The sequence below is a fragment of the Flavobacterium sp. EDS genome, assembly GCF_020991525.1.
Classification (GTDB): domain Bacteria; phylum Bacteroidota; class Bacteroidia; order Flavobacteriales; family Flavobacteriaceae; genus Flavobacterium.
Map to the genome: position 1 here is coordinate 352,079 of NZ_JAJMOZ010000002.1, position 13,798 is coordinate 365,876.

Consider the following 13,798-nt stretch of genomic DNA (forward strand, 5'->3'; position numbering starts at 1 on the left):
GAATAAAATTCAAGTTTTCTAGAATTAAAAAAAATCGAAATCTATGTTGCAAAGCCTGATGTTCATTAATATCATTATAATAATTTATGTTTTTTAATTCCTTAGCGTTTACTGTTTTTTTGCCAATCGTTTTCTTCTTGTATTGGTTTGTTTTCAATAAAACAAAAAGTTCACAAAATGCTTTATTAATTGTTGCGAGTTATTATTTCTACTCTTGTTGGGATTGGAGATTTCTATTTCTTTTGGTTTTTTCTACCTTTTTGGATTATTATACAGGAATTCAAATAGAAAAAGGAAAATCAGAAAAGAGTAGAAAATTCTGGTTTTGGTTGAGTATTATAATCAATTTAGGTTTTTTAGGAATTTTTAAATATTACAATTTCTTTGCAGCTTCTTTCTCCGATTTATTAAATTCGGTAGGAGTTAAGGCAAGCCCTATTTTATTAGATGTAATTCTGCCAGTAGGAATTTCGTTCTATACTTTTCATGGATTGTCCTATGTGATTGATATCTATTATAAAAGAATAAAAGCCGAATATAACTTTGTAGATTACTCTTTGTTTGTGAGTTATTTTCCGTTATTGGTTGCAGGACCAATAGAGCGAGCCACTCACTTATTACCTCAAGTAAAAGTAAAACGAGAATTTAACTCTGAGTTGGCTAAAGAAGGAGTATATCAAATCATTTGGGGATTAGTCAAAAAAGTTGTTATTGCAGATACTTGTGCCACTTATGCTAATGCGATTTTTGATAATTATCCTTCAATGAATTCTTTCTCGCTTGTTTTAGGCGCAGTATATTTTGCATTTCAAATTTATGGTGACTTTTCAGGATATTCAGATATTGCACTTGGGGTTTCTAAACTCTTCGGTTTAGATTTATTGCGAAACTTTAATTATCCTTATTTTTCTAGAGATATTGCCGAGTTTTGGCGTCGTTGGCACATTTCGCTTTCTTCTTGGTTTCGGGACTATTTGTACATTCCATTGGGAGGAAGCAAAGGAGGAATTTGGATGAAAATCCGAAATACTTTTATCATTTTTATAGTAAGCGGATTTTGGCATGGAGCAAATTGGACTTATGTTGTTTGGGGACTTATTAATGCAATTTACTTCTTGCCTTTACTATTATCAAGCAGTAACAGAAACAATATGGGTGCTATTGAGTTAAAATTTAATTTTGATTCTGTCAGAGTAATTATGAGTATTCTATATACTTTTTTACTCACTTGTGTTGCGTGGGTATTTTTTAGAGCGAGATCTATTTCTGATGCAGTTTTATATCTGAAAAGAATAATTACAGATGGGAGTTTTAAAGCTCAATATTTATCGAATGAACGATATAATTATGAATTGCTAGCACTGATTGGAATATTCGTTTTAGTCGAATGGAACAATCGTGATAAGATAGAGCCCTTATCGGGGAAAAGGAACATGTTAAAATTAGCTTTAGCGATAACAGCAATAATTGCTTTCGGGACCTACTCAGATTATAAAGAATTTATATATTTTCAGTTTTAATGAAGAATTTTTTAGTTTATACAGCAAAAATATTGGCCATAATAATTTTGGTTTCAGTAATTTTAGATGGACTTTATACGTATGTTTTTTTACAGTCTAAGAATAGAGGAAAGATCGAGACCGTTTTTAATTCTAAAGCTAAAAAATATGACGTAGTTATTTTAGGTTCTTCTCGTGCCAATAATCATTTTGTAACACAAATGTTTGAGGATAAAGGACTAAAGGCATTTAATTATGGAATGAGTGGAGGGCATTTGTTTGAGGCTTCATTAATGCTGAAATTAATGATTGAAAGAAAATATGTTATTAAGAATGTAATTTTAGAAGCTGATTTGAATTTGTCAAATGATGAGGAAGCAGAAGGTGTTGCAACTAAGTTTTTGCCTTATATTCGTAATTCAGAAGTTATAAAAGAACATTTCTCATCACAAGAAAATTTTAAGGAGTTATATTATATCCCATTTTATAGATATGTAAAGTACGATGGTAAGATTGGATTTAGAGAAATTTTCTTTACAACTATTGGCGCTAAAACAAATGCGTTAGACAATCTGGGATATTATCCATTGGGAAAATATAAAAATGGGAATATGAAAAACAATATTGTTAATCTAAACCCTTTGCCTCGTAATAAATATTATGAAGAAATTAAAAATATTTGTAAAACCAATAACATCAACTTTATAGCTGTAATGACACCTATGTGCGAAAATGTTAAAGGAATGGAATATTTTGATAAAGTTAAAAAAGCGTATCCAGAAATTCATAATTATGAAAACGTAGTTGTTGAGGATAAGTATTTTTCGTCCTGCGGACATATGAATGATGCTGGTGCTAAAATTTTTACAGCTAGAATCTTGAAAGATTTTTTTGTTAAAAACTAGCGAGATATAGTTTTAAAGAGGAATACTTGGTATGTAGGTTTATTAAATTAATAGTATTTATTGATTTTTTGAATGAAAAAAGACAAGATTTTTTTACTCTTCCCAGATGGGGTCGGAATTAAGAATTACCTTTATTCTAATGTATTTAAGGATACTGACAAGGATTTAGTGTTGTTTCATAACTTCGACTCCGAAACTGTAAATGCAATACAAAGCAATGCAGTAATTGAATACGAAATCACAATTCCTACTTATAGAGAGTCTGCTAAAGAGAAGTTTTTAAGAGAATTAATTTGTCTTTCGAGATTACGTTATAATACCCAATTAGTTAACAATGAATCCTTATTAACTAATTGGAACTGGAGTCAAAGAAGTATTTCCAAAAAAATATTTTACAAGATAATTGAGAGACTAGCTCCTTTTTTTAAGATGTATTCTAGCATTTTAAAATTAGAAGAGAAATATCAAAAAGCTATTCGTCAAAATAGTTTCTATGATGAGGTAAAAGAGATCTTAATAAAAAATAAACCAAAGACTATTTTTTGTTCACACCAACGAGCTCTAAAAGCGGCTACAATTTTTGCAGTTGCTTCAGATCTTGGAATCAAAACGACAACAGTAATTTATTCTTGGGATAATTTACCGAAAGCGCGTATGGCCTTAAGAGCAGATACTTATTTAGTATGGTCAGATTATATGAAAAAAGAATTGAGGTTGTATTATCCTGAAATTCCTTTGAGTAATATTCATATTACTGGAACCCCTCAATTTGAGTTCTATGAAAATGATGAAAATATAATTGATAAAGAAGTTTTTTATAGAAGATATAATTTAGACCCAAATAAAAGAATTATTTGTTTCTCGGGTGATGATACTAAAACGTCTCCTGATGATCCGAGTTATTTAGCAGACATCGCTACAGAATTAACGAAAGCCAACTTGCAGAATAAATATCAAATTCTGTTAAGAAGATGTCCTGTAGATTTTTCAGGAAGATTTGACTCGGTAGTAAAAAATTATAGTAACTTTATCAAAGAAGCAACTCCTTTGTGGCACTTTAATTCATCAAAAGAATGGAATGCTATTTATCCTTCTGCCGAAGATGTGAAACTACTTGTCAGTACTGCTTTTTATTCTGATATAGTTGTAAATGTAGGATCTACAATGGCTTTTGATTTTTCAATGTTTAATAAACCGTGTGTGTTTATTAATTATGAGCAACAAAATAAAAAAGTAAAAGATTGGTCAATTAAAACAATTTATCAATTTCAACATTTTAGAAGCATGCCGAATAAAAATGCAGTGATTTGGCTCGATAGTAAAGATGAAATTGTAGAAAAATTAACTTTAGATACGAACTGTAGCCCAGTTATGGTTATATGGAGAGCTATTGTTCTAGAAGATTATAAAAACTCTTCGGTTAAAATAAAAGAAATTATTAATACAGACTAAAATGCACATCTGTTTCCTAACAAATGAATATCCAAAAGAAGGCTTCCCGCATGGGGGAATAGGAAGCTTTACAAAAACATTGGCTGTAGCATTAATTGACAAGGGAATCAGAGTTTCGGTAATAGGATTGAATTATACTTCGAATAATGAAACCGAAATTGTATATGGAGTTCATATTCATCGCCTTAAAAGGAGTACTATAAAAATGATTTCCTGGCATTTTAATTTTAAAGCAATTAATAATAAAATTAAAGAAATTCATAGAGAGCATCCCATTAATATTATTGAAACTTCTGAATTAGGTCTGGCTTTTATATCAAAAATAAAAAATATTAAATATATCATCAGACTGCACGGAGGACATCACTTTTTTGCAGAAGGCGAAAACAGAGGAATTAGTAAATGGAAAGGATTTCAAGAAAAAAAATCTTTCAAAAACAGTGATGGATTTATAGCAGTTTCTCGATATGTAAAAAATCATACCGAGAAGTATTTAAGCTATTATGATAAACCACTAGGCTATATCAATAATCCGATAAATAGTAAACTTTTTAAACCCACTGAAAAGTATTTAGCTAAAGCTAAAATTGTTTTTGTTGGTACCGTTTGCGAAAAAAAAGGAATACGTCAATTAATTCAGGCTTTCCCATTCGTAAAAGACATATATCCTGAAGCAATATTAGAAATATACGGTAGAGATTGGTTTTTTTTAGATGGAAGTTCTTATATTCAGTTACTTAAAGAAAAAGAATTACCTAAATTAGGTGAGATTTCAAAAGATATTCATTTTTATGGAGCTGTTTCGCAGACACAGTTACCTGAAATTTATGAAAAAGCTTCCATATGTGTTTTTCCATCCCATATAGAAACTCAAGGCTTAGTAGCACCAGAAGCCATGGCAATGGAAAGACCAGTTATATTTACAAAATTAGGACCTGGACCAGAAACAATAGAAGATTATAAAACAGGATTGTTATGCGATCCATATGATCCTGAAGATATAGCTGAGAAAATCATTTGGGTTTTTTCAAACCAGAACAAAGCAAAAGAAATAGGGGAAAAGGCAAGAGAGTTTGTACTTAAGAAATATGGACTAAGTCCTGTTGTTTCTCAGAACATTTGTTTTTATCAATCAGTGATTAACGAGTAATATTTTTTGATTAGTGAATTAAATTAGTAAAGACAAAAGTTATATGAATTTATTTCAATTGATAGAATCAGATTATAAAAAGTATAAAAAATATGGAGGCAATTTTTTTGTCATCTTATTTCTTACCCAAGGTTTTTGGGCAATATTTCAATATCGTATTGCAAGTTTTATTTATAGAAATGTAAAGATAATTGGAATAAGACAGGTTCTATTATTTGGTTGTTTATTATGGCAAAAAACAATTGAAATCTTAACTGGTATTTCTTTACCAGCATCAATTAAAATTGGAGGATCTTTTTACATAGGTCATTTTGGAGGTATAATATTGAACAGTAAAACTGTAATGGGCGATAATTGTAATCTTTCTCAAGGGGTCACAATAGGGGTTTCAGGACTTGCAATGCAACGAGGAGTACCGAGCATTGGTGATAATGTTTATATTGGAGCAAATGCGACTGTTGTGGGACAAATTACTGTAGGTAATAATGTTCTAATTGGAGCAAATACATTTGTGAATTCAAATGTCCTAGATAATGGAGTTGTATTAGGAGTACCAGCTATTAGAATTTCAGATAAAGGTTCGGAGGGCTATATTTAATGAAATTACTTATCATATCTTCTGCTCCCTTAATAGCTTCTCATGATAAATGGTATGCCTATAGTCCTTATATAAACGAAATTAAGATTTGGAGTCATTATGTAGATGAAGTACAATTTTGTGCTCCTATTTGGGAAACAGATGAAGGTTTATTAATTTCAGAAATTCCATTCAATATGCTTCCGCCAATTCAATTAATAAAATTTAATATTAAATCAGTTGCCGCGGTATTGAATTCATTCTATAGTGTTTTTGTAAACATGAAAATTATTTATCAGGCAATAAAAAATGCAGATCATATTCATTTACGTTGTCCAGGAAATATTGGTTTATTGGGATGTTTTGTTCAAATTCTTTTTCCCAACAAAAAAAAGACTGCTAAATACGCAGGAAATTGGGACCCTAAGAGTAAGCAACCATGGTCTTATAAATTGCAGAAATATATTTTAAGTAGTACTTTCTTAACTAAAAACATACAGGTTTTGGTTTATGGAGAATGGCCAAGGCAATCTAAAAACTGTAAACCTTTTTTTACGGCTACCTATTCTGAAAAAGATAAAGAAGTTATTCAAAAAACAGATTTTAATAAAACTATAGAGTTTGTTTTTGTTGGAAATTTAGTTAGAGGTAAAAATCCGCTCTATGCAATACAACTAGTTGAACAACTTATTAAAAAAGGAAAAAATGTAAATTTAAATTTATATGGTGAGGGAATTGAAAGAACTGTTTTAGAAGAATACATTCAAAATAATCAATTAGAAAAAAACATCTTTTTAAAAGGAAATCAAAACCAAGAGACAATTAAAAAGGCATATCAAAAAAGTCATTTCGTATTGCTCCCATCTAAAAGTGAAGGATGGCCAAAAGCGATTGCAGAGGGAATGTTTTGGGGATGTGTTCCCGTAGTGACAGCTGTTTCATGTGTGCCATTTATGTTAAATCATGGCGATAGAGGAGTTTTATTAGAGATGAATTTGTCTAATGATACAATTCAGTTAGAAGCAATTATAGAAGACAGGAAATGTTATGTGGATAAAAGTATAAAAGCATCAGAATGGTCGCAAAAATTCACAAAAGATATCTTTGAAACTGAAATAAAAAAAATACTGCAATCATGAGGGTTTTGCAAATCATAGATTCATTAGAGGCTGGTGGGGCCGAACGGATGGCAGTAAATTTTGCTAACGCCCTTGGCAAAACGATTGAATTTTCAGGATTAGTAGCTACGCGTAAAGAAGGTAGTCTTAAGACACAAATTGATTCAGATGTTTCTTATTTGTTTTTAAATAGAAAACTAGTAATAGATTTTAAAGCAATTTTAAGACTTAGAAAGTTCATAATAAAGAATAAAGTTACTATTATTCATGCTCATAGCTCCTCTTTTTTTATTGCAGTTTTGCTAAAACTGACATTGCCAAAAATTAAAATTACTTGGCACGATCATTATGGTAAACGCATAGATGAAACTCAAATTAAAAACAGATATTTAATTCTGTTGTCTCCTTTTTTTTCATCTGTTTTTGTGGTTAATCCGGTATTGGAACAATGGAATAAAAAAAATATGCTGTGTTCAAAAGTGTATTTTATTCCTAATTTTATAAAAATTATAAATAAAGTTGAAAAAGATCCATCTTTAAAAGGCGTTGCTGGTAAACGGATACTATTTTTAGCAAATTTAAAGGAGCCCAAAAATCATAGTATAATGCTAAAGGCTTTTGAGAATTTGAAATTAAATCATTTAGGATGGAGTTTGCATTTAATAGGTAAAGACTATTTAGATGATTATTCGAAATCAATAAAAATATTTATAAAAAAACATGCTCTAGAAAATGATATCCATTTGTATAATTCAAGGAGTGATATTACTTCTATTTTATCTCAAGCAACAATAGGAGTTTTAACTTCTACACATGAAGGTTTTCCGTTGACTTTATTAGAATATGGACTTGCTTCATTGCCAGTAGTTTCAACAAATAAAGGGTATTGTTCTTCAATAATCAATAACAATAATTCAGGTTTATTATTTAATCCTTTACAAATATTGGAATTAGAAAGTCAGATAATTAAGTTAATTTTAGATGAGGAACTAAGAAATGAACTAGGATTGAATTTAAAAAAAACTGTATTAGAAAATTATGTAGAGGATGTTGTAATTCAGAAATTAATTTTAGCTTATAACAGATTATAATTATGAAAAAAATATTTTTTTCGTATTACAGATTAGTTTTTATCCACACATTGATTGCTTTGGTGGTTTTTGTAGTGCCTTTTTCTTCTAAAATTTACGCACTTTTAATACCAATCATTGGTATGTTCTTCGTTGTTAGAACAAAGAACAAAAATAATGAAGTGCTTTTAGTAGCCGCTTACTTAGTTGGAGTTGAGGTTTTTTTAAGAATGACTGGAGGGAATTTTAATAATGAGTACATTAAGTTAAGTGTGCTTTTTTTTATGATATTAGGCATGGCCTATAGTAGCTTTACGATTAACTCATTTCTATATTGGTTTTTCTTGGTGTTATTAATTCCAGGTATTTTATTAACGGCCACTGCAGATATTTTATCTGTAGATATAAAAAAAGTTTTAGTTTTTAATTTATCGGGTCCTTTTTGTTTGGCCTTTTGTGCGATATATACTTTTAATAGAAAGATAACTTTTCAACAATTACAGAAGATAATTATTGCAATGGGATTGCCGATCATATCAATTACTACTTATTTATTCTTATATAATCCTAGTGTACAAAGTGTTGTTACAGGAACTCAGTCTAATTTTGAAACTTCAGGAGGATTTGGACCTAACCAGGTTTCTACCATTTTAGGATTAGGAATGTTTGTGTTTTTTACTCAATTGATTCTCTTTTCCAAATCAAAAAAGATGCAAGTTCTCAACGGGATATTGCTTTTAGTTATTAGTTATAGAGCAATTGTTACTTTTTCTAGAGGAGGTGTAATTACTGGGGTAGTTATGATTGTTATATTATTATTGTTACTGTATTATTATTCGAGTACAAAAGTAAATTATAAACTGGCTTTAGTATTTATCGTTACTGCTATAATGGGAGTAGGAATTTGGAGTTATACTTCTATGCAGACTTCTGGATTGATAGAGAAGCGCTATGCTAATCAGGACGCAGCAGGAAGAGTCAAAAAAGATAGATTAGGAGGTAGGGAAGCAATTATTGCTGTAGATATTAAAACCTTTTTTGACAACCCGATAATGGGAGTTGGAGCAGGACTTGGTAAAGAATATAGAAAAGAGGCTTTTGGAGTAGATGTTGCATCACATAATGAAATAACGCGTCTGTTAAGTGAGCATGGAGTATTTGGAATAACTGGATTACTGATACTTATCATAATGCCTTTTGTATTGTATTATACCTACACAAGTAACCTATACTTTTTGTCATTTTATGCCTTTTGGCTTTTAACAATTAATCATGCTGCTATGCGAACTGCAGCGCCTGCATTTGTTTATGCATTAACTCTTGTTAACGTAATTAAGAATAAAAGTAGGTAATTACGCAAAAAGGACTAGTATTTATAGTAAGCATTCTGAGCGATTAATTTTAGATTATTTTCTCTTGTATGATTTAATTTAGTAAATTTAATCATACAACATAATTGATATAATTTTAATGCCTCAAAAAAATAAAATCCATTTTGATATATCAGAACGAAAAGTCCTTCTTCGATTTTTTGATTCTTTTTTTGTCTTAGTAGCATTGTATTTTCTAGGTCATGTTTTTGATTACCATTATTTTAATGTTTTAAGTACTAACTATCTTGGAGCAATTGTATTGGTAATATATCTCAATACTTTTGGGCTAATTTTCGAAATGTATAATTTGCAAGTAGCAAGTAATCAGTTTCTAATACTTAGAAGTACTGTTATTACTGTTTCCACTACAGTTTTGGTTTATTTGCTAACCCCAGTTTTATCACCAGAATTACCAAAACAAAGAGTTTCGATAATTATATTCTATTTTACGATACTGTTTGTTCTCCTTTTTTGGCGTTTTTTTTATGTTTACTTTCTTGCCTCACATCGTTTTTTTCAAAATGTAGTTTTAATTTGTGAGCAAGACCAATTAGAAGAATTAGTTTTGGGATTAGAGAATGTTGATCCTAATTATAAAATAATTGCCTTTGTAAACTTAGATACTCTAAGTAAGAATCCAATAGTGTATCGGTATATAAAAGAAATTAAAAAGAAAGAGTTAAAAGAATTTGTTCTTGAAAATGGAGTTTCAGAAATTGTTATTGCATCACAAAAGGCAGACGGAATTACTGCTGGTTTATATAAGCAATTATTACATTTACTTGAGTCGGGTAAAATAATAAGAGAATATACTCAAGTATACGAAAGTAAGACACAACGAATTGCTTTGCAATATATAGCGAGAGACTTTTATCGCTTTTTTCCATTTAGTCGTAGCAACAGTAACAAGTTGTATTTAGTGGCTGTACGTCTTTTTGAGTTTGTTTTTTCTTTGTTTGGACTCTTAACGGGATTGATTTTAATACCATTTATCTTTATTGGAAATTGTATAGGAAACAGGGGAGAACTTTTTTATACCCAAGAAAGAATAGGGAAAGACGGGGCAGTTTTTAAAATATACAAGTTCCGAACAATGGTAAAGAATTCCGAATCTAAAGGAGTTGCTTTTGCTAGAACAAATGATGTCCGAATAACTCCTTTTGGTAAAATGATGCGTAGATCGAGAATTGATGAATTACCTCAGTTTATTAACGTCATAAAAGGAGATATGGCAGTTATAGGCCCCCGACCAGAACGTCCTTTTTTTGTAAAAGAGATTGCTCAGGTCATGCCATTTTATGAAACAAGACATATTATAAAGCCAGGTTTAACAGGTTGGGCACAGGTAAATTATCCCTATGGAGAATCATTAGAGGAAAGTTTAATAAAACTACAATACGATTTATATTACATCAAGCACAGAAGCATTTTCCTTGATATGAGTATTACCTTTAAAACGATCACTACAGTTTTATTTTATAGAGGACAATAATTATATAATAATAGGTATTGGTTTCTTATTCTTAATAGCAATACGTATAAGGACAACTCCACTAGTTATAATCAAAGGTAAAACGATTAGGAATGACGCTTTGTTAATCATAAATAACGCATACGTAATTAGTGAAATTAGATGTATTAATGAAAAACGATACGTCCATTTTTTGTTTTTCATGAGATTAAGAACCAAAAGAATTAATAAGAAAGGACTAAATAATAGGATGTTGTAATTGTATTCTAATTCTTTGTGTAGAGAATAGAAACTGACAAAGACGAAAAATAGACCCAATAGTCCCATTATTAAAAGATAAAATTTATCAACACTTCTTTTATTTATGAAGATGATAAATGCTAATACAATAATGTAAGTGTACCAATTATTCCACCAAGAGTGACTTGGCACTTTATCAAAAGATAAAATAGTTTTAGTTTCTTTAACTAAAGGGTGATTCTGAAAAGTTGTTTTAGCTAAACTGTTTTTTAGCTCAAAAGGCAAGAATATTTTTGTTCCTAATTCGTCTACTTTCTTTCCAAAAATGATACTAATACCTAATTTTTCATAAAAATGTCCGTCAAAGTAAGGATAAAGAATTGTTCGGTAGGTTTTGTCTCTATCCCCCTTTTTTGTGATTACTGTTCCGTTAAGAGATTTGTTGATAACGTCAACAACCATCGAAGTACAGTTTTTATCAATAAATTTATAAGTATAATATCTGTCTTCTGATAGGAGTGTTTTATTTAAATTATCGAATAACTTTTGTTTCAGATTTTCCGGAATATTTAATTCTTGTTCGTAAACACTTCGTTTGTCATTATCGTATTCATTTATAAAATCGATGTATGGATGTACGGTAGCATAATATTGTAAGTCCCCTTTTGTGAATTTAGCAACAAAGTTTGGCGTTCTGAAATCAAAAGTTCCATAATTATAAACTAAGTCAATAGCATTGATAGAATCTTCGATTCGAATAGCTGTATGACCAAAAAGAGAATAGGATTCATTACCAGTACCACAAGTTATAACGCTAACTTTGGCATCATTAGACAATACAAGACTTTGTCCAAAACTATGGTTGATAAACACAAAAAATAAAAGTAGTAACAATGTTTTTTTCGATGAATATGTTTTCATAAATATTTTTTTAAATGAATTATCAATACTCTTTTGATATTTTTATTTTCTAAATACGCCTAAATCAACTTTAAGCGAGAATATATTTGAATATAAAGCTGCACTCTGATTTCCTAAATCCGTTAAGGCATAATCTACCTGAATACCTTTGTATTTAAAACCGAGTCCGATGTTAGGTTGAAAACCAACTTTTTCAGAATTGTCTAATTGTGTTACATTTTGAAAATTTCCAACACCAGCTCTTAAGAAAACAAGGTCAGTATAACCAAACTCTAATCCTAACGCAGGATCAATACTAACAAAGTTACTAGAAACGATGTCTTTTGTTCTTTCAAAACGCATATTCATATTTGTAGCAACCAAAACACTATAATCGTATCTAATTATAAATTTTTTCGCAATACCTAATTGTGCTTTAGGTAATGTAATTTCGGTGCTTTCGGGTAAATCTTGATTTTCTCCAGGAATCGCATCCGATATTTTTTTGTATTCTTTCTCATCAATATTCCAAACATTATAAGTCGTTGTGATATCGCGTATCATTAAACCAAAATGCCAGTCATTCTTTTCAAATTGCAATCCTAAATCAAATCCAAAGCCCCAAGAGTTAGCAAATTTTCCAATAATACGTCGGATAACTTTAGCATTTACTCCATATTGAAATCCTGCAACAGGTAATTTCCTAGCATAAGAAAAAGTAAAACCATAATCGGCAGTCGAAAAAAGACTAATTCGATTGTAGTCAATATTACCCTGACTATCGATTAATTCAGTCGTGTTTAAAATGTCATCTACACCAAAACGAATTAATGAAATTCCCCATGCACTTCGATCATCTATTGGACTCGCATAGCCAATATAATCATATTGCGCAATATTGGCAAAATAATTTGCATGCATTAAAGCAACTTGATGATCTTCTAAATTGGCTAATCCGGCTGGATTCCAGTAAACTGAATTTACATCTTTAGTAGAAGCAACAACTGCGCTCGACATAGCGAGAGCTGCGGCATCAACACCAATATTCATAAACTCATTAGAGTATTTTCGAACAGATTGGCTGTAATTGGTTGTGTAAACACAAAACAGTAAAAACAATAAAATTTTCTTCAAGAGCTAATTTTTATAAACCGAAGTCTGTTTAATTTTTATCAAAAATATAATATTTTACTGAGCTTATTTATCCCTTTTAGTAAATAATGCTAAAGTCTCACTTTTGTGTAAAAAACTCTAATGAAAACGTACAAGTCATTCAGTTATTATAGTAAATTTGTCGTTTATCATACTTAAAATATATTTGCAATGAATATTAAAAAACATGTTCCTAACGCTATTACATTAATTAATCTTTTCTGTGGCTGTATAGCAGTTGTTTTTGTTTCTAAATTAGATTATGAAATGGCCTTCTATTTTGTTTGTTTAGGAATATTTTTTGATTTTTTTGATGGTTTTTTCGCTAGATTATTCAAAGTATCCAGCCCGCTTGGTTTACAATTAGACTCATTGGCAGATATGGTAACTAGTGGTGTTGTGCCTGGTTATGTAATGTACAGCTTGTTTATTAGTAGTTCAAGCTCTCATGATATATTAGGACCTGTATTTACTCCCTTTTTAGGATTTATAGTTACTTTAGGCTCTTGCTATCGATTAGCAAATTTTAATATTGATACACGTCAAACGGACTCTTTTATTGGTCTGCCAACTCCTGCAAATGCATTGTTTATCTTGAGTTTACCTTTAGTTTTGAAATATTCAGATTCATTGATGATTCTTGAAATTCTAACAAATCAATGGATTTTATTGGCAATAGCATTATTTAGTGCTTATATCTTAAATGCTGAAATTCCTTTGTTTGCATTGAAAATTAAAAAATTCAATTTAAAAGATAATGCTTTACAGGTTGGGTTTTTAGTGTTCTCATTATTGCTATTGATTTTCTTTAAATATCTAGGAATTCCATTAGTAATTATTACTTATGTATTATTGTCTGTAATAAACAATAAGTTCTCTAAAAAGTAGTTT

Annotated in this window: 12 protein-coding genes; 10 read left to right on the forward strand and 2 right to left on the reverse strand. The window is 30.0% G+C overall.

The features are described 5' to 3' along the window. Nucleotides 1-86: 86 nt before the first annotated feature. From LPB87_RS04735 to LPB87_RS04775, 9 genes are all read left to right on the forward strand, one after another. Nucleotides 87-1,520 carry an MBOAT family O-acyltransferase gene (locus LPB87_RS04735; RefSeq protein WP_230605116.1) on the forward strand — a complete coding sequence of 478 codons (1,434 nt, stop codon included), beginning with the start codon at nt 87-89 and terminating at the stop codon, nt 1,518-1,520. Beyond that, on the forward strand, nt 1,520-2,404 hold the full coding sequence (locus LPB87_RS04740) for a hypothetical protein (RefSeq protein ID WP_230605117.1): 885 nt from the start codon (nt 1,520-1,522) through the stop codon (nt 2,402-2,404). The genes LPB87_RS04735 and LPB87_RS04740 overlap by 1 nt, the downstream gene beginning before the upstream one ends. 72 nt (nt 2,405-2,476) lie before the next feature. After that, a complete protein-coding gene (locus LPB87_RS04745) occupies nt 2,477-3,856 on the forward strand; it encodes a hypothetical protein (protein ID WP_230605118.1) in 1,380 nt (459 codons plus the stop codon). A 1-nt stretch (nt 3,857) separates the two neighbouring features. Continuing rightward, a complete protein-coding gene (locus LPB87_RS04750; protein ID WP_129539737.1) occupies nt 3,858-5,006 on the forward strand; it encodes a glycosyltransferase family 4 protein in 1,149 nt (382 codons plus the stop codon). A 43-nt stretch (nt 5,007-5,049) separates the two neighbouring features. After that, nucleotides 5,050-5,604, forward strand: a complete 555-nt coding sequence (locus tag LPB87_RS04755) for a DapH/DapD/GlmU-related protein (RefSeq protein ID WP_230605119.1) — start codon at nt 5,050-5,052, stop codon at nt 5,602-5,604. Further along, entirely contained in the window at nt 5,604-6,722 is a 1,119-nt protein-coding gene (locus tag LPB87_RS04760) for a glycosyltransferase (protein ID WP_230605120.1), read from the forward strand. The genes LPB87_RS04755 and LPB87_RS04760 overlap by 1 nt, the downstream gene beginning before the upstream one ends. Beyond that, nucleotides 6,719-7,792, forward strand: a complete 1,074-nt coding sequence (locus LPB87_RS04765; protein ID WP_230605121.1) for a glycosyltransferase — start codon at nt 6,719-6,721, stop codon at nt 7,790-7,792. The genes LPB87_RS04760 and LPB87_RS04765 overlap by 4 nt, the downstream gene beginning before the upstream one ends. 2 nt (nt 7,793-7,794) lie before the next feature. Beyond that, nucleotides 7,795-9,123, forward strand: coding sequence for an O-antigen ligase family protein (locus tag LPB87_RS04770; protein WP_230605122.1), 1,329 nt, complete (start codon nt 7,795-7,797; stop codon nt 9,121-9,123). A 118-nt stretch (nt 9,124-9,241) separates the two neighbouring features. Further along, nucleotides 9,242-10,636, forward strand: coding sequence for an exopolysaccharide biosynthesis polyprenyl glycosylphosphotransferase (locus LPB87_RS04775; protein ID WP_230605123.1), 1,395 nt, complete (start codon nt 9,242-9,244; stop codon nt 10,634-10,636). Here the strand turns inward: LPB87_RS04775 and LPB87_RS04780 are convergent, their stop codons facing one another. Together LPB87_RS04780 and LPB87_RS04785 are read right to left on the reverse strand one after the other, a co-directional pair. Continuing rightward, nucleotides 10,637-11,776, reverse strand: a complete 1,140-nt coding sequence (locus tag LPB87_RS04780; RefSeq protein ID WP_230605124.1) for a DUF4105 domain-containing protein — start codon at nt 11,774-11,776, stop codon at nt 10,637-10,639. A 42-nt stretch (nt 11,777-11,818) separates the two neighbouring features. Then, nucleotides 11,819-12,805, reverse strand: coding sequence for a PorV/PorQ family protein (locus LPB87_RS04785; RefSeq protein WP_129541107.1), 987 nt, complete (start codon nt 12,803-12,805; stop codon nt 11,819-11,821). Nucleotides 12,806-13,078: 273 nt separating this feature from the next. Here LPB87_RS04785 and LPB87_RS04790 point away from each other — a divergent pair, with 273 nt between their 5' ends. Next, nucleotides 13,079-13,795: a CDP-alcohol phosphatidyltransferase family protein gene (locus LPB87_RS04790; protein WP_129539732.1), complete on the forward strand. Its 717-nt coding sequence runs from the start codon at nt 13,079-13,081 to the stop codon at nt 13,793-13,795. Nucleotides 13,796-13,798 lie beyond the last annotated feature (3 nt).